This is a genomic window from Pantoea sp. GM_Pan_4 (genome assembly GCF_026541005.1).
GTDB classification, from domain to species: Bacteria; Pseudomonadota; Gammaproteobacteria; order Enterobacterales; family Enterobacteriaceae; genus Pantoea; species Pantoea dispersa.
In genome coordinates this window covers 1,029,203-1,047,647 of record NZ_JALNUZ010000001.1, presented here as the reverse complement: position 1 = coordinate 1,047,647, position 18,445 = coordinate 1,029,203, and the positions used below count along the sequence as shown (strand labels likewise).

Genomic DNA, 18,445 nt, shown 5'->3' with positions numbered 1-18,445 from the left:
CAGATAAGGGAGATAAGATGAAGCAGGCACTTCGTGTAACCTTAGGTTTTTTTGTACTGCTGTGGGCAGCGATGCTGCACGCGGAAGTACGCATTGAAATTACGCAGGGCGTTAATACCGCACGCCCAATTGGTGTGGTGCCGTTCCAGTGGGCCGGTCCGGGCGCTGCACCTGAAGATATTGGTGGCATCGTCGCAGCAGACTTACGTAACAGCGGTAAATTCAACCCGCTGGATCGCTCTCGTCTGCCACAGCAGCCGACCAGCGCACAGGAAGTTCAGCCTGCCGCGTGGAGCGCACTGGGTATTGATGCCGTGGTCGTCGGGCAGGTTACGCCGAACGCCGATGGCAGCTACCAGGTGGCTTATCAGCTGGTGGATACCGGTGGCGCACCGGGTACTGTGCTGGCGCAGAACTCCTATAAAGTCACCAAACAGTGGCTGCGCTATGCAGCGCATACCGCCAGCGATGAAGTGTTTGAGAAGCTGACCGGTATCAAAGGCGCGTTCCGTACCCGTATCGCCTATGTGGTGCAGACCAACGGCGGTCAGTTCCCGTACGAGCTGCGCGTGTCTGACTACGATGGTTACAACCAGTTTGTGGTACACCGTTCGCCACAGCCGCTGATGTCACCGGCCTGGTCGCCAGATGGCAGCAAAGTGGCTTACGTGACCTTTGAAAGCGGTAAATCGGCGCTGGTGGTGCAAACGCTGGCCAACGGCGCTATCCGTCAGGTGGCTTCTTATCCACGTCACAACGGTGCGCCGGCCTTCTCGCCGGACGGCTCTAAGCTGGCCTTCGCCCTGTCGAAAACCGGTAGCCTGAACCTGTACGTGATGGATCTGGCCTCCGGTCAGACGCGTCAGGTGACCGATGGCCGCTACAACAGCACCGAACCTACCTGGTTCCCGGACAGCCAGACGCTGGCTTACACTTCGGATCAGGCCGGTGCGCCACAGATTTACAAAGTTAACGTTAACGGCGGAACGCCACAGCGCATTACCTGGGAAGGGGCTCAGAACCAGGATGCGGATGTGTCATCTGACGGTAAAACGATGGTGATGATCAGCAGCGCCGGTGGCGCGCAGCACGTCGCCAAACAGGATCTGGAAACGGGAGCCGTTCAGACAATAACGGACACGTTCCTGGATGAGACGCCAAGTCTGGCTCCTAACGGCACGATGGTAATCTATAGCTCTACTCAGGGGATGGGTTCCGTGTTGCAGTTGGTTTCAACCGATGGGCGTTTCAAAGCGCGTCTTCCGGCAACTGATGGACAGGTCAAATTCCCTGCCTGGTCGCCGTATCTGTGATGCATCGCTCCCTCGCCTGGCGGGGGAGTAAAATGTATGGCAAACAAAATAATAGGATAAAGAAATGCAACTGAACAAAGTGCTGAAGGGTTTGATGCTGGCTCTGCCGGTTATCGCGGTAGCTGCATGTAGCTCTCACAAAAACAACAACAACGATCAGACCGGTATGGGTGCTGACGGTGCATACGGCGCTGGCGCTGGCCAGAACGGCAACATGTCTTCTGACGAGCAGGCGCGTCTGCAGATGCAGCAGCTGCAGCAGAACAACATCGTTTACTTCGGTCTGGACAAGTATGACGTGCAGTCTGAATACGCTCAGATGCTGGATCAGCACGCTGCTTTCCTGCGCAGCAACCCATCTTACAAAGTGACCATCGAAGGTCACGCGGATGAGCGCGGCACCCCAGAGTACAACATCGCCCTGGGCGAGCGTCGTGCTAACGCCGTTAAAATGTACCTGCAGGGTAAAGGCGTGTCTGCTGACCAGATGTCTATCGTATCTTACGGTAAAGAGAAACCTGCTGTACTGGGCCACGACGAAGCGGCTTACGCTAAAAACCGTCGTGCCGTACTGGTTTACTAAGAGAATCACATGATTAGTAACTTCAGACTTCATCTGTTGAGTCTGTCGTTACTGGTTGGCGTAGCGGCCCCCTGGGCCGCTAATGCCCAGGCGTCAATCAGTAGCGTTGGCTCAGGCTCGGTCGAAGACCGTGTCACCACTCTTGAACGTATCTCCAATGCCCAGGCTCAGCTTCTGCAGCAGTTGCAGCAGCAGATGAGTGATAACCAAAGCGATATCGATTCGCTGCGCGGGCAGATCCAGCAGAACAGTTATCAGCTTAATCAGGTGATTGAACGGCAGAAGCAGCTTTATCAGCAGATCGACAGTCTGAGCAGCAGTAATGGTGCGCAGGCCGGCGGTGGTGCGGATGCAGCAGCCGGTGCCGCAGCGGGAAACGCTGATGCGGGGAGCAGCAATACGGCTGCCGCTGCACCCGCACAAACCGGCGATGCCAACACCGATTACAATGCTGCCGTCGCGCTGATTCTTGAGAAGAAGCAGTATGACCAGGCAATAACTGCGCTGCAGGCGTGGGTGAAGAAGTATCCTGACTCCACCTATCAGCCGAATGCCAATTACTGGCTGGGTCAGTTGTACTACAACAAAGGCAAAAAGGACGATGCGGCCTACTATTTTGCCACTGTAGTCAAAAACTACCCGAAATCGCCAAAAGCGGCAGAAGCGCTGTTGAAGGTTGGGGTGATCATGCAGGAGAAGAACGATACAGCGAAAGCGAAAGCGGTCTACCAGCAGGTGATCAAACAGTTCCCTAACTCTGAGTCTGCTAAGCAGGCACAAAAACGGCTCGCTGCGATGTAATTGCTGCAGTTAAGACCGGATTTCGTCTGATTTCTGGTCTTGCCGCATGAAAGGTAAGCAGTTGAGACATTTAGCGGAAAATAAGGGTTGCGCCCTCCCGCTAAATCAGTAATATATGCCGCCGTTGCCGGGACATATCTTAACAAGTATCGGCAGCACTGAAGATGGGTCGTTAGCTCAGTTGGTAGAGCAGTTGACTTTTAATCAATTGGTCGCAGGTTCGAATCCTGCACGACCCACCATCTCAACCGTTCAGTTTTGATGTCACTTCAGTTTGCTTCACAACCTTGATGGGTCGTTAGCTCAGTTGGTAGAGCAGTTGACTTTTAATCAATTGGTCGCAGGTTCGAATCCTGCACGACCCACCATCAAGTCGAAAGTTGTAAGCCACTTCCCGAGCGGGTCGTTAGCTCAGTTGGTAGAGCAGTTGACTTTTAATCAATTGGTCGCAGGTTCGAATCCTGCACGACCCACCAGTTATGTAGAAAGGCGCCCTAAAGGCGCCTTTTTGCTTTTTTACGTTTTTTACAGTGTTAGATGGGGTGCTTTGAGATTGTGCACCGGCCAGATAAGGCGGGGCGGATCGCAAAGGAATCTCACATCCCTGTGGATCGGCCTCGCCATCCATGGCTCGGACGCTTCGCTCCTTCCGCTCCCGCCTTAACTGGCCATCAAGCCTTGTCATTGCTTTAGATAATCGCACCCATGCTCAAAGAAGACGGAAGGGCCGGGCGGTGGAGTAAAGCTTCCGGCGCATGGACAAAAATGCCGGGAGCATTTTTGAACAACGCGTAGCGTTGGCCCACGAGTGGGCGAGCCTCAGGGATGAGGCGAGTAAACCGCCGGCAGAGCCTACAGGGACGTATTTACGGCGACTTTACGGAACCGCCCGGTACTTTCGGCTGGCTGCAAGGTTTCAAGCTGATCTACTTTTTTACCTTATCCGGCGTCAGGCTCTTCCAGATATGCAGCACCGCGTAACTGCGCCATGGACGCCACACCTGCGACATCTGCTCTGCGACCTTTGCGCTCACGCCACCGAGATTATTGCGGATCGCAATGTCCTCTTTCGGAAAGGCATCCGGCCAGCGCAGGGCGCGCATGGCGATATAACTCGCTGTCCATGGCCCAACACCCTTCAGCGCCAGCAACTGCTGCTGCACCACGTCCGGATTAACCGCACCATTGAAGCGCAGCGCTCCTGAGGCGCAGGCCCCGGCCAGTGCCTGGATCGCCTGCGCGCGGGCGCTCACAATGCCGAGGCTGGCGATATCATCCAGGGTGGCAGTAGCCAGTGATTCGGCCTCTGGCGGTAAGCGGGAGAGCGCAGGCCACGGCGTGGTGAGGGGCGCGCCAAAACGCTCCGCCACGCGACTGCTCAGCGTCGTCGCGGCTTTCACCGTCACCTGCTGGCCGAGGATGGCGCGGACCGCCAGCTCGAAGCCGTCAAACGCACCAGGAACGCGCAAACCCGGATAGCGTGCCAGACTCGCAGCTAATAGCGGATCCTGGCTGAGCTGCTCGCTGATGCGCTGTGGCTGGGCATCCAGATCAAATAGATCGCGCAAGCGGCGCAGCAGGGCAGGCAGCACCGGCGTCAGCGTGGTGGTAAATTGCACCTTCAGCGCCTGCTTTTCCGGCAAATGGCTAATGCGCACCCAGCCACGACACTGACCGAGCGCCACAGTACGATGATAAACACCCTCGCTGACCCACTCGACTTGCTTCATCACGCGCTGTTGCAGGAAATCGAGGATGGCGTCCCAGTCATAAGGAGGCCGGTAGCTGAGGCGCAGTTCGGCGCTCTCCTGCTCACTATTCAGGGCTTCCGTCTGAATCTGCTTACGCAGACGCGATGGCGTCATGCGATAGCGCGCCTGGAACACGTCGTTAAAACGGCGCAGACTGCGAAAACCGCTGGCATAGGCAATCTCGGTCACCGGCAATGCGGTTTCAGTCAGTAGCTGCTTCGCCAGCAGCATGCGCCGGGTTTGCCGCAGTTCAAGCGGCGACACGCCCAGCTCCTGCTGAATCACCCGTCTTAGCTGGCGTTCACTCAGGTCAAACTCGCTGGCGATCTCAGCCAGTGTCTCCTGCTCTTCCAGTAAGCCTTCTTCGATACGGCGAATCAGCCGGTCGGCGATGCGATGATGGCTATCGACCGGTGCCGAACCAGGTGCCAGCTCGGGACGACAGCGCAGGCAGGGGCGAAAGTGCGCCTTTTCAGCCGCTTCGGCACTGGTGAAAAACAGGCAGTTCTTCTGCATCGGCGCTTTCACCGGACAGATCGGACGGCAGTAAATACCGGTGGAGGTCACGCCGACAAAAAACACCCCGTCGAAACGGCTGTCGCGTGCCGTCAGCGCCTGATAGGCAATTTCAGGATCAAACATTATCGTCTCCGGTAAATAAACACCATCGTCGCCCAGGTGCGGATGGAAAACTGGCTGCTTTCGGACAGCTAACCAGTTTATGCTCATGGCCGAAAACAGCCAGTTTCGCCGCGCAAAAGTGCGATAATCATCCGCATAGCCCATGCCGGAGGTGCAACATGTATCACGCTAAAATCATTACCACGCCCGTCGGAGAACTGACGCTCATTGCCACGGATCGCGGTCTGTCAGCCATTTTATGGGAAAACGAAGGTGCGCAGCGCGTGCCGCTGAAACCGATCGCGCGCAACGACCAGCATCCGATTCTTTGTGAGGCCGAACGGCAGCTGCGTCAGTACTTTGCTGGCGAGCGCCAGCAGTTTGACATGCCGTACGACACCGTTGGCACTGCGTTTCAGAAAAAGGTCTGGCAGGCGCTGCTCACCATTCCGTTTGGTGAAACCCGCAGCTATCTGCAAATCGCGGAGCAGATCGGCAACCCGAAAGCGGTACGTGCCGTCGGGGCTGCCAACGGTAAAAATCCATTGTCGATCATGGCGCCCTGTCATCGGGTTATCGGCAGCAACGGTAAGCTCACCGGCTTTGCTGGCGGCCTGGCGGTAAAAGCGTTTCTGCTTGAGCTGGAAAGCCCACAACAGGCGCAGGCCGGCGCGCAGCTGGTACTTCCCGCATAAAAATCACACGACAGGCTCGGTGTAATCCGCTATTGTGTTTAGCATATAAAACACGATGGCGGATTTAATGCCGCATCATCGTCCTGATGGGCGATTTTGTTAAATCGATAAAACGAGAGCCGTGTCATGAGTGCAATGTTTGATGCCGAAAGCGCCATTTATCCCTTCCCGCCGAAACCGGCGCGCCTCAGCCCGCAGGAAAAAGCCGGTTACATCGAAGAAATTAAACGCCTGCTCAAAGCACGCGATGCGGTGATGGTGGCGCATTACTACACCGATCCGGAAATTCAGGCGCTGGCCGAAGAGACCGGCGGCTGCGTGGCGGATTCCCTTGAGATGGCGCGCTTTGGCAGCCAGCATCCGGCGCAAACGCTGCTGGTGGCCGGCGTGCGTTTCATGGGCGAAACCGCCAAAATCCTTAGCCCGGAAAAAACCGTGCTGATGCCCACGCTGCAGGCGGAGTGCTCGCTTGACCTCGGTTGCCCGATTGACGAATTTAACCGTTTCTGCGATGCGCATCCGGATCGGACTGTAGTGGTGTATGCCAACACGTCGGCGGCGGTAAAAGCACGCGCCGATTGGGTGGTGACGTCCAGCATTGCGGTTGAGCTGATTGAACACCTCGACAGTCGCGGTGAAAAAATTATCTGGGCACCGGACCGCCATCTGGGCCGCTATGTCACGCAGCAAACCGGCGCTGATGTGCTGTGCTGGCAGGGCGCCTGCATTGTGCATGATGAGTTCAAAACCCAGGCGTTGCAGCGCATGAAAGCGCTCTATCCTGACGCGGCGGTGCTGGTGCACCCGGAGTCACCGCAGGCGATTGTCGAACTGGCCGATGCGGTCGGTTCTACCAGCCAGCTGATTCAGGCCGCCAAAACGCTGCCACATCCGCAGATGATTGTGGCGACCGACCGCGGTATTTTTTACAAAATGCAGCAGGCGGTACCGGATAAAGAGTTACTGGAAGCCCCTACCGCAGGCGAAGGGGCGACCTGCCGCAGCTGCGCGCACTGCCCGTGGATGGCGATGAATGGCCTGCAGGCTATCGCTGAAGGGCTGGCACACGGCGGCGCTCAGCATGAAATTCACGTCGATGCGGCACTGCGCAAGGCAGCGTTGCTGCCGCTCAACCGCATGCTAGACTTTGCAGCACAACTCAAACTTACGCTGAAAGGGAACGCCTGAGGCGGTTTTCATACAGGTGCAGATGATGGACTTCTTTAGCACACACAATATTCTGGTTCATATTCCGATTGGCGTCGGCGGCTACGATCTGTCATGGATTGAGGCGATCGGTACGCTGGCCGGCCTGCTGTGTATCTGGCTCGCCAGCCAGGAAAAAATTATCAACTACCTGTTTGGTCTGATTAACGTCACGCTGTTTGCGGTGATTTTCTTTCAGATTCAGCTGTATGCCAGCCTGCTGCTGCAGCTGTTCTTCTTTGTTGCCAATGTGTACGGCTGGTACGCGTGGAGCCGGCAGACCAGCAGCCATGAAGCGGCGCTGAAAATCCGCTGGCTGCCGCTGCCGAAAGCCATCGGCTGGGGCGCCGCCTGCGTGATCGCCATTGCGCTGATGACGCGCTATATCGACCCGGTATTCGCTTTCCTCACGCGCACCGCGGTGGGCCTGATGCAGTCGCTCGGTCTTAACGTGGTAATGCCGCAGCTGCAGCCGGATGCCTTCCCGTTCTGGGATTCCTGCATGATGGTGCTGTCGATTGTGGCGATGATCCTGATGACGCGCAAATACGTCGAGAACTGGCTGCTGTGGGTGGTGATCAACGTTATCAGCGTGATGATCTTTGCGCGTCAGGGCGTGTATGCCATGGCGCTGGAGTACGCCATCCTGACGCTGATCGCGCTGAACGGCACGCGCCTGTGGATGCAGAGCGCACGGGAACAGGGTTCGCGCGCGCTGTCCCATTAGTGGTGGTGATGCGCGTGGCCTTCCAGCGCTGCGTGCTCGTGCTGCGTGCCGCTTTCCTCGCATAACTCGCAGTCCGGGCCGACGCAGGGCTGATACTCCATCTGCACCGTGGCATGGGCGATCTGATAATGTTGGTGCAGATACTGATGAATGCGTCGCAGCAGGCCGTCGTGATCGTACGGCGGAATCACCTGTACGTGCAGCGTCAATACCGGCTTTTCGCCCACCTGCCACACATGCACATGATGCACATTGCGCACTTCATCAATGTGACGCGTCAGCGCCCGCGCCAGCTTATCCACGTCGATATGCGTCGGTGCGCCTTCCAGCAGCTCGTGCAGGCTCTCGCGCAGCAGCGCCCAGCCGCTGCGCACCACCAGCAACGCCACCAGCAGCGACAGAATCGGATCGATCGGCGTCCAGCCGGTCAGCATGATGATCACCGCCGCCACGATTGCGCCCACCGAACCCAGCAGATCGCCCAGCACGTGCAGCGCGGCAGCACGCACGTTGAGATTCTTCTCTTCGCTGCCGCGGTGCAGCAGCCAGAATGACAGCAGATTCGCCAGCAGGCCGGCAATGGCGATGCCGAGCATCAGCCCGCCTTCAATCGGCTCGGGCTGGTAAAAACGGCGCAGCGCTTCCCAGACGATCAGGACGGTAATCACCAGCAGCGCGATGGCGTTCACAAACGCTGCCAGCGTGGTCAGACGCAGTAAGCCAAAAGTGTGACGCGCATTCGGTTTGCGCCGGGCGAACTGCACGGCCAGCAGCGCCATCAGCAGCGCGGCGGCGTCGGTGAGCATATGTCCGGCATCGGCCAGCAGCGCCAGCGAACCGGACACCAGCCCGCCGATGACCTCGGCAACCATAAACAGCGCGGTGACGCCAAACGCGGCGGCGAGACGCGTGCGGTTGCCGCCGTGCTCACTGTGAGAATGAGTGTGTGCCATAACGTTCCAGTTGGTTAAGTAGCCTGTTCGTTAATGATATCAGTAAATTGAGATTGTCACGGTCAGGCTGATGCTGTTTTGCCGCGTCGGCCAGCTGCTGGCAGCGGGCGGCTACGTCGTCAATGCCGAGCATCAGCCAGCTGCCTTTCAGGCGGTGCGCCGCACGCGCCAGCTGGGGCCAGTCTGCGGCCGCGCTCGCCTGCAGCAGCGCATCATGATCCTGCTGCAGCGTACGCTGCAGGGTATGGCAAATACGCGGGATGAAAGCCGGATTGTGCTGCGCCAGAATCTGCAGGCTGTCCGGCAACACCTGCAACGGATCGCGCACCGCCTGCGCCAGCAGCGGTGCAATATCCCGCAGAGTCACCGGCTTGACCAGCTGCGCTTCGTGCGCCTGCAGCGGCAGTTTCAGCAGCTGTACGTCGGCGGAGCACAGTATGCGCAGCGCAGGCTGCACGCGCTGGCGCTGACGGCGGCGCAGGATGCGCAGCAGCGTCAGGCCATCCGGGCGCGGCATCATCTGGTCGATAAACAGCACATCAAACGGCTGCTGCGCATCGGCCCGCAGCAGTTCGCGGCCATCCTCAAACACCGCCGCAGTAATGCCAAAGCTTGCCAGCTGCTGCTGCATCACCAGCAGATTGGTCGGGTGATCGTCGACAATCGCCACGCGCAGCTGCGGATAGTGTGGCCAGTGCGTGGCGTCATCTGTCGCCGTCGCCGCACAGGGTTCCAGCGGCAGGCGCACGCTCACCGTGGTGCCCTGCTGCGGTGCGGAGTCCAGCGACAGCGTGCCGCCCATGCGCTGTACAATCTCGCGACAGATAAACAGCCCGAGGCCGCTGCCCTGCACCGCATGGCGCTTGCCCGACGGCGCCTGATACCACGGTTCAAACAGCTGCGCCTGCTCGCTGAGCGGAATGCCGCTGCCGCTGTCGCTCACCGTCAGCGCGATATCCCCGGTGACCGCCAGCGTCAGGCGGATTTCGCCGTGGCGGGTAAATTTCAGCGCATTGGCCACCAGATTGTTCACCACCTGCTGCAGGCGATCGCTGTCGAGCATCACGCTGGCCGGCAGCGGGGTCAGCGCCGCTACGTGCAGCTGTGGCCCGCCATCGCGCATCAGCGGGTGGTAAAACTGCTGTTGCTGCTGTAGCCACAACCTGAGATCGAGCGGGCGCGGCGTCAGGCGGAAGCTGTGATTCTCAATGCGCGCATGATCCTGCAAATCGTTCAGCAGCGTCATCAGCGACCGTGCGCTGCTGTGCATCAGATCGAGCCGCGCGCTCGGATGCTGCTGCTGCTCCAGCTCCAGCAGACCGAGAATCGCCTGCATCGGCGTGCGCAGCTCGTGGCTGGCGGTGGCGAGAAACTGGCTTTTAGCGGCGTTGGCGCGCTCCGCCTGCTCGCGCTGTAACCGCTCACGCCGCTGCTGCAGATAGCGGCGCAGCAGCAATACCAGCAACAGCAGGATGATCACGGCGGCCGCAATCAAAATCAGCAGCGGCACATTGCGCATCGTCATGGTGGTGCCGGGCTGCGGCGGCTGCGACCAGCTGACGCGCATCTGGTTCAGCGTATCCGCCGGAATCTGCTGCAGCGCATGGTCGAGCAGGGCGCTCAGCTGCGGCTGCTGTGCGCTCACCTGCGGCGCCAGCGGCCAGGCGATATCGCTGGCCACAAAGGCGAGATGCACGCGGTTGCCCTCATGGCTGGCCATGCGCCAGCGCGCCGACAGCACGTTATCCACCACTGCATCAATCTGGCCAGTGTTGAGGGCCTGCCACAGCTGGGCGCGATCGTCGAACAGCTGGGGCGCGATCTCAGCCGGAAGCAGACGCTGCGCCAGATCGCCACGCAGCACGCCGACGCGCTGAGCGTGCAGCGCGGACCAGCCCATCGGCTGCCTGTCGGACAGCGTGTAAATGCCCCAGATGGCGCGCCACACCGGCAGCGCGGTGCGGTTAGCATCGTCCCCGTACAGCGGCTGTAACAGGTTGAGCATCACCTGCTGCTGCTGCAACAGACTGGCGGCCTGCTGCGGATTATTGACCCAGCGCGGCGTGAAACGCAGGCCGGTGCTCTGGCTCAGGGCGTTAAGCAGGTCAATACCGAAGCCGCGCGCGTTGCCGCTGGCATCGCGATAGCTCCACGGCGCGTTATCGCTCTCGGCGGCATAAGGGATGGCATCCTGCTGCGCCAGCCACTGTTTCTCTTCACCCGTCAGCATCAGGGTCTGCGTATCCTGATAGCGCAGCAGCGGCGGGCTCCAGCGCTGCTGCACGCGATTGCTGAACTCCGCTGGCAGCAAACGCAGCTGGCGGTTGAGCCAGGCAATCAGCGTCGGATCGCGTGTCAGCGCGCGCAGCGACAGCTCGCCGGCACCGGGATCGGCGGTGATTTGATAAATCTGTCCCTGCTGCAGCTGGCTGAGCAGGAAACCGGCGCTGGCTTCATCGGCCACCAGATAGTCACTCTGCTGGTTCAGCAGCGCATACAGCGCCTGTAAATTGCCGGGCAGCGTTTGCCAGCGGTGGCGATGTGCAAAGGTTTGCGGCAGCTGCGCCAGCGTGTCGGCAGCGATGGTCAGCTGAGCGTTGTCACTGTTGAACATCACCGCGCGCTGGTTGTCGCGATTGCGGTAGATGCGCATCGGGCTGGTGAACCAGCTCTCGCTGGTCAGTACGTCGGCGGGCAGATCGCGCTGGCGGGTGCTCAGCACCATATCCACGTCGCCACGCTGCAGCGCCGCCAGCTGGGCGGCAAAGTCAGGGTAGCCGTGCAGGCTGAATGCGCTGCCGCTCAGCTGGCTGAGGGCGCTGAGATAATCGGCATCAATGCCCCAGATGCGATCGCCAATGCGCATCGCCCAGGGCGCGCTGTTTTGCGCCGGCACCGCCACGCGCAGCACCGGTCCTGGCCACGGCTCGGCGTGCGGCGCGGGCATCATGGCGGGCAGCATCACGCTGCTGGCGGGCTGCAATCCGGCGCGCGCCAGCAGACTGAAAAACAGCGCGAACAGCAGCAGCCAGCGTGTCACTGCTGCGCTTTCCACAGTTCTGCCAGCTCGACTACCGACTGCACACCGGTCTTCTCAAGGATATTTTTTTTGTGGGTGCTGACGGTTTTATTGCTGATGTGCAGCTGTTCGCCAATCTGGATATTCGACAGCCCGCGCACCAGCAGCGCCACAATCTGCTGCTCTTTCTCGGTGAGCGGTAGCGCAATGCGCTCCGGCAGCGGCGGAAACGCCTGCTGGCCGCCCAGCACCGCCAGAATCGCGCTCAGCAACTGCGCCATGCTTTGACTCTTCACCACATAGCCGGCCGCCCCGAGCGAGGCGGCGCTGAGCAGCGTGTGACGGCTCTGCTGGGCCGAGTAAATCAGCACCGGACACTGCGGATGGCGCGCGCGCAGACGGCGCAGCAGCTCCAAGCCATCGCTATCCGGCAGGCCGATATCCAGCACAATCAGATCAATATGATGCTGTTGCAGCAGCTGGCGCGCCTGGGCTTCGTCACCGGCGGCGTAGAGCTGTAATGGAATAGGGGCGTTGAGGCAGGCCGCTTCCAGCGCGACTTCAACTAAAGGGTGATCATCGATAAGCAGCAGCGCGGCCATGAAACAGTTCCTGTGAATTTCATAGCGTTAGCATAGCGGAAATAGGGCAGGGGAAAAACAACAGGGCGAGCCGAAGCTCGCCCTGCATCACGCTCCGCGAGGATTACTGCGTGGTGCCGTCAGTTTTGTGTTTAACGTGACCACCGCCTTCCTTGGTTTCAACTTTCTTGTTCATATCCGGGCAGCGACCATCTTTACACATGGTATTTTTGTGTTCCTGGCTGGCCGACATATTGCCAGAGGTGGTACCGGAAGTCGCGGCACCGTTGGTGTTCATGCTGCCATTATTAATGTTGCTATTGTCGACATTATTTGGCGGCAGATTCTCTTTCGCGCCGCCTGCGGCTGCGCCGGCTTCTGCTGACGCATTCGCCTGGCCGTTGTTGTTATCCGCAGCCAGTGCTGCGCCGCTGCCCAAAGTCATCGCTGCCGTCAGAAAAATCAATGCAAACTTATTCATCATTATGCTCCTGTAATAAATGGATAGTTGCCGCTTGACACCCGCTGGTGCTGTTTGACGAAAAAAGCGTGCCGCGACGGAATTTAATTCCGTCATGAGTGTTCGGCATGAATATAAATAGCGAAAGCACCTCATTCCTCAGTACTTACGTTTATAAAGCTTAGTTCATAAACGAATAAATGCAAATCTGAGCGAGCCATTGGCGCACAGGACATAATTTACACCTGGTGCCTGAAGGGATACATTGGACGGGTTGCGCCCGGCGTACGCAGGGCCAGAAATTTGAATGGAATAAGTATGGATTACCAGAACGACGATTTACGCATCAGAGAGATCAAAGAGTTACTGCCCCCTGTTGCGCTGCTGGAAAAATTCCCCGCCACCGATAACGCTGCTCAAACCGTTGCCCAGGCCCGCCAGGCCATTCACCGCATTCTGCACGGTGAAGATGACCGCCTGCTGGTAGTGATTGGGCCATGCTCCATCCACGATACGCAGGCAGCCAAAGAGTATGCCGCTCGCCTGCTGACGTTGCGCGAGGAGCTGAAGGGTGAGCTGGAAGTGGTGATGCGCGTGTACTTTGAAAAACCGCGTACCACGGTGGGCTGGAAAGGGCTGATCAACGATCCTTACATGGACGGTAGCTTCCAGATTAACGACGGACTGCGCCTGGCGCGTAAGCTGCTGGTGGATATCAACGACACCGGACTGCCGGCTGCCGGTGAGTTCCTCGACATGATCACGCCGCAATACATGGCGGATTTGATGAGCTGGGGCGCGATTGGTGCGCGTACTACCGAATCGCAGGTGCACCGCGAGCTCTCCTCCGGGCTCTCCTGTCCGGTCGGCTTCAAAAACGGTACCGACGGCACCATCAAAGTGGCGATCGATGCCATCGGTGCTGCCAGCGCGCCGCACTGCTTCCTGTCAGTCACCAAATATGGTCATTCGGCGATTGTCGAAACCAGCGGTAATGAAGATTGCCACATCATTCTGCGCGGCGGCAAAGAGCCGAACTACAGTGCGGAACACGTTGCGGCGGTGAAAACCGGGCTGGAAAAAGCGGGCCTGCGTCCACAGGTGATGATCGACTTCAGCCACGCCAACAGCAGCAAGCAGTTCCAGCGTCAGATGGTGGTGGCCGCAGACGTGGCGCAGCAGATTGCCGGCGGCGAGCAGGCGATTACCGGCGTGATGATTGAGAGCCACCTGGTGGAAGGCAACCAGAGCCTCGACAGCGGCAAACCGCTGGTGTACGGCCAGAGCGTCACCGACGCCTGTATTGGCTGGGACGACACGGAAAAAGCGCTGCGTCAGCTGGCACAGGCGATCAAAACCCGTCGCGGCTAACGGCAGCGCACGGCATAAAAAAAGGCCAGACTCGCGTCTGGCCTTTTGCGTTTCAGCGTGAACTTACTTCGCTTTACCCTGGTTAGCAACGGCGGCGGCTTTCGCTGCGATCTCGTCGGCATCACCCAGATAGTAATGTTTGATTGGCTTGAAGTTCTCGTCGAACTCATACACCAGCGGAACGCCAGTTGGGATGTTCAGTTCGAGGATCTCATCTTCGCTCATGTTATCGAGGTATTTCACCAGCGCGCGCAGTGAGTTACCGTGCGCGGCAACGATCACTTTCTCACCGCTCTTGATGCGCGGCAGAATGCTCTCGTTCCAGAATGGGATCACGCGATCGATGGTCAGTGCCAGGCTTTCGGTGGTTGGCAGCTGCGCGTCGGTCAGGGATTTGTAGCGCGGGTCGTGGCCCGGGAAACGCTCGTCGTTACGATCCAGCTCTGGCGGCGTAACGGCAAAGCCGCGGCGCCACTGTTTCACCTGATCGTCGCCATATTTGGCGGCGGTTTCCGCTTTGTCCAGGCCCTGCAGCGCACCGTAGTGACGCTCGTTCAGACGCCAGGTTTTCTCGACCGGCAGCCAGGCCTGATCCAGCTCATCCAGCACGTTCCACAGAGTGTGGATGGCACGCTTCAGCACTGAGGTGTAGGCAAAATCAAACACGAAACCTTCTTTTTTCAGCAGCTGACCGGCTGCTTTGGCTTCGGTGCGACCCTTGTCGGACAGATCCACGTCGTACCATCCGGTGAAGCGGTTTTCCTGATTCCACTGGCTTTCGCCGTGGCGCACCAGAACCAGCTTAGTTACGGCCATAGCTTTACTCCTTAATGCTTAATGTTTCGATGATGATAGAAACCGGCTGCGGCCGCTGATTTCAGCGGCACACTGATAGCGCCATACCATAGCGGAAAACAGCGCACGGCGTAAGCCTGTCGGCACCGCAGTGCGCGTTTTTCAACCGGCGCTTAGTGCGGGGTGAAGCGATAACGCGTCACGGAGTGCCATGTGTCGCCGGGCTGCAGCCAGCAATCAGGCTGCGGCCACTCGCTATGGTTGGGCGAATCCGGTAAAAACTCACTCTCCAGAGCGATGCCCTGGAAAGCAGTATAGCTGCCCTGTTCACGGGCGCGCGTTCCCTCCAGATAGTTGCCGGAGTAGAACTGCAGCGCCGGCGCGGCGGTGAACACGCTCACGCTAAGTTTGTCGTCCGCTGACCACAGCTGCGCAGCAGGCTGGCTGCTGTCACCGGCGGTGGTGAGCAGAAACGCGTGATCGTAACCTTTCACCGCGCGCTGATCGTCGTCGGCCAGGAACTCATCCGCCACGCGTTTCGGCTGGCGGAAATCAAAGCTGGTGCCGTCCACCGCTTTCAGCGGCGCATTGGGAATGCCTGCGCTGTCCACCGGCAGATAACGATCGGCCTGCAGTTGTAAGCGATGCTGGCGCGCGTCGCCATGATGCGCATCAAGGTTGAAGTAAGCATGGTTGGTCAGGTTGACCGGACAGGCCTGATCGGTCTGCGCTTCATAGCGAATCGACAGGCAGTTATCGTCATCGAGCTGATAAATCACATCGGCAATCAGATTGCCGGGATAGCCCTGATCACCGTCCGGCGAATCAAGACGATAGTGCACTGCGCTGTCGCTCTGGCTGAGGATCTGCCAGCGGCGCTTGTCGAAACCCTGCGGCCCGCCATGCAGCTGGTGCGGACCCTGATTGGCCGCCAGCAGCCGGTTAAGCGGCTTCAGCTCAGCGAAGGCGATGCGGTTCGCGTAACGCCCGATGGTGGCACCGAGATAAGCATCCTGATGCAGATAGTCGGACGGCGTGGCGCAGCCGAGCAGCGCTTCGCGCACGCTGCCGTCCTGCATCGGCACGCGCGCCGACAGCCAGGTGGCGCCCCAGTCCATAAAGGTGGCGACCATGCCGTTGCGGTTGCGCAGCACGGTGATGCGCCACGGCTGGCCGTCCGGCGCATGAGAGTTGACGTCGCTTACCATTGGCCGGCTCCTGCTGAGGCTTTACACACGTAAAAGGTCTCTTTGATGCCGGTCTGCGCTTCGTACTGCTGCGCCACCGCCGTTTTCACCTGATCGACCAGATCGGTTGGCATCAGGGCGACAATACAGCCGCCGAAGCCGCCGCCGGTCATACGCACGCCGCCGCGCGGGCCGATTTCCGCTTTAACAATCTCCACCAGCTGGTCGATGGGCGGTACGGTGATCTCAAAATCGTCGCGCATTGAGGCGTGCGAGGCGGCCATCAGCTCACCCATGCGTTGCAGATCGCCGCTGCTCAGCGCGTCCGCCGCTTCCAGCGTCCGGGCATTTTCGGTGATCACGTGACGCACGCGTTTGGCCACCAGCGGATCGAGCTGCTGTTCTGCCGCCGCAAACTCCTCCAGCGTCACGTCGCGCAGCGCCTTTTTGTTGAAGAAGCGCGCACCGGTTTCGCACTGCTCGCGGCGGGTATTGTATTCGCTGCCCACCAGATTACGGCGGAAGTTCGAGTTGATGATCACCACCGCGACATCCTCCGGCATGGATACGGCGCGCGTGCCCAGCGTGCGGCAGTCCAGCAGCATGGCGTGATCCTGCTGGCCGAGCGCTGAAATCAGCTGATCCATGATGCCGCAGTTGCAGCCAACAAATTGGTTCTCCGCTTCCTGCCCGTTAACGGCAATCGCTGCGCCGTCGAGCTTCAGCTGATACAGCTGCTGGAACACAGTGCCCACCGCCACTTCCAGCGAGGCGGACGAGCTGAGACCGGCACCCTGCGGCACGTTGCCGCTGATCACCATATCCACGCCGCTAAAGCTGGCGTCGCGCTGCTGCAGATGTTTCACCACGCCGCGCACGTAATTGGCCCACATCGGTTCGCTGAGCGGCTCAATCGGCGCATCCAGCGAGAAGCTATCCTGCTGATTGTCGTAATCCACCGCCACCACGCGCACCTGGCGATCGTCGCGGCGGGCGCAGGCAATCACGGTCTGATAATCGATAGCGCAGGGCAGCACGAAGCCATCGTTGTAATCGGTATGCTCGCCGATCAGGTTCACCCGGCCCGGTGCCTGAATGCTGTGGCTCGGCGCATAGCCGAAGGTGTCAGCGAAAACCTGTTGAGTGATCGATTTTAAAGACATTTATTGTTCCTCGCGGAAATGGATAGCGCTGACAGAGCGCAGACGTTCTGCTGCCTGTTCCGCCGTTAAATCACGTTGGGTCTCGGCCAGCATCTCGTAGCCAACCATAAATTTTCGTACCGTGGCGGAGCGCAGCAGCGGGGGATAGAAGTGCGCGTGCAGCTGCCAGTGATCGTTGGCTTCGCCGTTGAACGGCGCGCCGTGCCAGCCCATCGAATACGGGAACGAGCACTGGAACAGATTGTCGTAACGGCTGGTGAGCTGCTTGAGCGCCAGCGCCAGATCGGTGCGCTGCGCCTCGCTGAGATCGGTAATGCGTTTCACGTGCGTTTTAGGCAGCAGCAGGGTTTCAAACGGCCAGGCCGCCCACCACGGCACTACCGCCAGCCAGTGATCGGTTTCAACCACGGTACGGCTGCCGTCCTGCAACTCGCGCGTTACGTAATCCACCAGCAGCGGCGTACCTTTATCAGCAAAGTAGCGGCGCTGGTTGTCATCCTCTTTTTGCGCTTCATTCGGCAGAAAACTGTTGGCCCACACCTGACCGTGCGGATGCGGATTCGAGCAGCCCATCGCTGCGCCTTTGTTTTCAAACACCTGCACCCACGGATAGTGCTGACCGAGTTCAGCGGTCTGCTCCTGCCAGGTGCGCACGATGTCCTGCAGGTTGTGCAGCGGCAGTTCGGGCAGGGTTTTGCTGTGATCTGGCGAGAAGCAGATCACCCGGCTGGTACCGCGCGCGCCTTCACAGCGCATCAGCACATCATCGCTCTGCGGCGCGTCCGGCGTATCGGTCATCAGCGCGGCGAAGTCATTGGTGAACACGTAAGTGCTTTTGTAATCGGGATTTTTGTCGCCGGTGATACGGGTGTTACCGGCGCACAGGAAGCAGTCCGGATCGTGTGCGGGCAGTTGCTCCAGCGCCGGCGTCTCCTGCGCACCCTGCCAAGGACGTTTGGCGCGATGCGGTGACACCAGCACCCATTGATCGATCAACGGGTTATAGCGGCGATGCGGATGATCGACCGGGTTAAATTTTTGCATAACAAGTCCTGGTAATCGGCAAACAGAAGAAAATCACTGCCTTCAACGTAGCATAACGGTGGCGCTGAAAGCGTGATCCAGTCTGGATAAATGGTATCGTTTACACAAGGTGACGATTCTCATTTTGTGGGTTTATGCGCAACGTTTGCTGAATAATGCGGCAGGCTAGTGGTAG

Annotated in this window: 16 protein-coding genes and 3 tRNA genes; 10 read left to right on the top strand and 9 right to left on the bottom strand. The window is 59.1% G+C overall.

The genetic code is table 11. The features are described 5' to 3' along the window. Positions 1 to 17: 17 nt before the first annotated feature. The 6 genes from tolB (at position 18) to OXR61_RS05050 (ending at position 3,173) form a co-directional block, all read left to right on the top strand. Positions 18 to 1,313, top strand: coding sequence for a Tol-Pal system beta propeller repeat protein TolB (tolB, locus tag OXR61_RS05075; RefSeq protein WP_021508528.1), 1,296 nt, complete (start codon positions 18 to 20; stop codon positions 1,311 to 1,313). A 64-nt stretch (positions 1,314 to 1,377) separates the two neighbouring features. Beyond that, entirely contained in the window at positions 1,378 to 1,896 is a 519-nt protein-coding gene (gene pal / locus OXR61_RS05070) for a peptidoglycan-associated lipoprotein Pal (protein WP_021508527.1), read from the top strand. A gap of 9 nt (positions 1,897 to 1,905) precedes the next feature. Then, positions 1,906 to 2,697: a cell division protein CpoB gene (gene cpoB / locus OXR61_RS05065; protein WP_031279880.1), complete on the top strand. Its 792-nt coding sequence runs from the start codon at positions 1,906 to 1,908 to the stop codon at positions 2,695 to 2,697. Positions 2,698 to 2,863: 166 nt separating this feature from the next. Next, positions 2,864 to 2,939, top strand: a tRNA-Lys gene (locus tag OXR61_RS05060). Between the two features lie 50 nt (positions 2,940 to 2,989). After that, positions 2,990 to 3,065 (top strand) — tRNA-Lys (locus OXR61_RS05055). Positions 3,066 to 3,097: 32 nt separating this feature from the next. Continuing rightward, positions 3,098 to 3,173, top strand: a tRNA-Lys gene (locus tag OXR61_RS05050). Between the two features lie 450 nt (positions 3,174 to 3,623). Here OXR61_RS05050 and OXR61_RS05045 read toward each other — a convergent pair. After that, positions 3,624 to 5,090 carry an AlkA N-terminal domain-containing protein gene (locus OXR61_RS05045; protein WP_267411026.1) on the bottom strand — a complete coding sequence of 489 codons (1,467 nt, stop codon included), beginning with the start codon at positions 5,088 to 5,090 and terminating at the stop codon, positions 3,624 to 3,626. 158 nt (positions 5,091 to 5,248) lie between these two features. Here OXR61_RS05045 and OXR61_RS05040 point away from each other — a divergent pair, with 158 nt between their 5' ends. From OXR61_RS05040 to pnuC, 3 genes are all read left to right on the top strand, one after another. Beyond that, positions 5,249 to 5,764: a methylated-DNA--[protein]-cysteine S-methyltransferase gene (locus tag OXR61_RS05040; protein WP_021508524.1), complete on the top strand. Its 516-nt coding sequence runs from the start codon at positions 5,249 to 5,251 to the stop codon at positions 5,762 to 5,764. 126 nt (positions 5,765 to 5,890) lie between these two features. Next, positions 5,891 to 6,952 (top strand): quinolinate synthase NadA, encoded by a 1,062-nt coding sequence (gene nadA, locus OXR61_RS05035; RefSeq protein WP_031279878.1) that lies wholly within the window; start codon positions 5,891 to 5,893, stop codon positions 6,950 to 6,952. 25 nt (positions 6,953 to 6,977) lie between these two features. Beyond that, complete coding sequence (gene pnuC, locus OXR61_RS05030) at positions 6,978 to 7,697, top strand: nicotinamide riboside transporter PnuC (RefSeq protein ID WP_021508522.1); 720 nt, start codon at positions 6,978 to 6,980, stop codon at positions 7,695 to 7,697. Here the strand turns inward: pnuC and zitB are convergent. From zitB to OXR61_RS05010, 4 genes are all read right to left on the bottom strand, one after another. Further along, a complete protein-coding gene (zitB, locus tag OXR61_RS05025; RefSeq protein WP_021508521.1) occupies positions 7,694 to 8,650 on the bottom strand; it encodes a CDF family zinc transporter ZitB in 957 nt (318 codons plus the stop codon). The genes pnuC and zitB overlap by 4 nt on opposite strands. Further along, positions 8,625 to 11,705 carry an ATP-binding protein gene (locus OXR61_RS05020; RefSeq protein WP_021508520.1) on the bottom strand — a complete coding sequence of 1,027 codons (3,081 nt, stop codon included), beginning with the start codon at positions 11,703 to 11,705 and terminating at the stop codon, positions 8,625 to 8,627. The genes zitB and OXR61_RS05020 overlap by 26 nt, the downstream gene beginning before the upstream one ends. After that, positions 11,687 to 12,271: a response regulator transcription factor gene (locus OXR61_RS05015; protein ID WP_021508519.1), complete on the bottom strand. Its 585-nt coding sequence runs from the start codon at positions 12,269 to 12,271 to the stop codon at positions 11,687 to 11,689. The genes OXR61_RS05020 and OXR61_RS05015 overlap by 19 nt, the downstream gene beginning before the upstream one ends. A gap of 103 nt (positions 12,272 to 12,374) precedes the next feature. Further along, entirely contained in the window at positions 12,375 to 12,731 is a 357-nt protein-coding gene (locus OXR61_RS05010; RefSeq protein ID WP_081049427.1) for a YbgS-like family protein, read from the bottom strand. A gap of 297 nt (positions 12,732 to 13,028) precedes the next feature. On the opposite strand from OXR61_RS05010, the gene aroG reads away from it, so the two are divergent. Beyond that, positions 13,029 to 14,081: a 3-deoxy-7-phosphoheptulonate synthase AroG gene (aroG, locus tag OXR61_RS05005; RefSeq protein WP_021508517.1), complete on the top strand. Its 1,053-nt coding sequence runs from the start codon at positions 13,029 to 13,031 to the stop codon at positions 14,079 to 14,081. 63 nt (positions 14,082 to 14,144) lie between these two features. On the opposite strand, the gene gpmA is transcribed toward aroG, so the two are convergent. The 4 genes from gpmA to galT all read right to left on the bottom strand — a co-directional run bounded on the left by gpmA (position 14,145) and on the right by galT (position 18,270). Beyond that, complete coding sequence (gene gpmA, locus OXR61_RS05000) at positions 14,145 to 14,897, bottom strand: 2,3-diphosphoglycerate-dependent phosphoglycerate mutase (RefSeq protein WP_010616013.1); 753 nt, start codon at positions 14,895 to 14,897, stop codon at positions 14,145 to 14,147. A gap of 152 nt (positions 14,898 to 15,049) precedes the next feature. Next, positions 15,050 to 16,084: a galactose-1-epimerase gene (galM, locus tag OXR61_RS04995; RefSeq protein ID WP_021508516.1), complete on the bottom strand. Its 1,035-nt coding sequence runs from the start codon at positions 16,082 to 16,084 to the stop codon at positions 15,050 to 15,052. After that, entirely contained in the window at positions 16,078 to 17,226 is a 1,149-nt protein-coding gene (galK, locus tag OXR61_RS04990) for a galactokinase (RefSeq protein WP_021508515.1), read from the bottom strand. The genes galM and galK overlap by 7 nt, the downstream gene beginning before the upstream one ends. Beyond that, positions 17,227 to 18,270, bottom strand: coding sequence for a galactose-1-phosphate uridylyltransferase (gene galT, locus OXR61_RS04985; RefSeq protein WP_021508514.1), 1,044 nt, complete (start codon positions 18,268 to 18,270; stop codon positions 17,227 to 17,229). Between the last annotated feature and the right edge of the window lie 175 nt (positions 18,271 to 18,445).

What these genes read in the sequence shown, in the direction of transcription:
- tolB (WP_021508528.1), top strand. Translation starts at nt 18, where the DNA reads ATGAAGCAGGCACTTCGTGTAACCTTAGGTTTTTTTGTACTGCTGTGG.
- pal (WP_021508527.1), top strand. Translation starts at nt 1,378, where the DNA reads ATGCAACTGAACAAAGTGCTGAAGGGTTTGATGCTGGCTCTGCCGGTT.
- cpoB (WP_031279880.1), top strand. Translation starts at nt 1,906, where the DNA reads ATGATTAGTAACTTCAGACTTCATCTGTTGAGTCTGTCGTTACTGGTT.
- OXR61_RS05045 (WP_267411026.1), bottom strand. Translation starts at nt 5,090, where the DNA reads ATGTTTGATCCTGAAATTGCCTATCAGGCGCTGACGGCACGCGACAGC.
- OXR61_RS05040 (WP_021508524.1), top strand. Translation starts at nt 5,249, where the DNA reads ATGTATCACGCTAAAATCATTACCACGCCCGTCGGAGAACTGACGCTC.
- nadA (WP_031279878.1), top strand. Translation starts at nt 5,891, where the DNA reads ATGAGTGCAATGTTTGATGCCGAAAGCGCCATTTATCCCTTCCCGCCG.
- pnuC (WP_021508522.1), top strand. Translation starts at nt 6,978, where the DNA reads ATGGACTTCTTTAGCACACACAATATTCTGGTTCATATTCCGATTGGC.
- zitB (WP_021508521.1), bottom strand. Translation starts at nt 8,650, where the DNA reads ATGGCACACACTCATTCTCACAGTGAGCACGGCGGCAACCGCACGCGT.
- OXR61_RS05015 (WP_021508519.1), bottom strand. Translation starts at nt 12,271, where the DNA reads ATGGCCGCGCTGCTGCTTATCGATGATCACCCTTTAGTTGAAGTCGCG.
- OXR61_RS05010 (WP_081049427.1), bottom strand. Translation starts at nt 12,731, where the DNA reads ATGAATAAGTTTGCATTGATTTTTCTGACGGCAGCGATGACTTTGGGC.
- aroG (WP_021508517.1), top strand. Translation starts at nt 13,029, where the DNA reads ATGGATTACCAGAACGACGATTTACGCATCAGAGAGATCAAAGAGTTA.
- gpmA (WP_010616013.1), bottom strand. Translation starts at nt 14,897, where the DNA reads ATGGCCGTAACTAAGCTGGTTCTGGTGCGCCACGGCGAAAGCCAGTGG.
- galM (WP_021508516.1), bottom strand. Translation starts at nt 16,084, where the DNA reads ATGGTAAGCGACGTCAACTCTCATGCGCCGGACGGCCAGCCGTGGCGC.
- galK (WP_021508515.1), bottom strand. Translation starts at nt 17,226, where the DNA reads ATGTCTTTAAAATCGATCACTCAACAGGTTTTCGCTGACACCTTCGGC.
- galT (WP_021508514.1), bottom strand. Translation starts at nt 18,270, where the DNA reads ATGCAAAAATTTAACCCGGTCGATCATCCGCATCGCCGCTATAACCCG.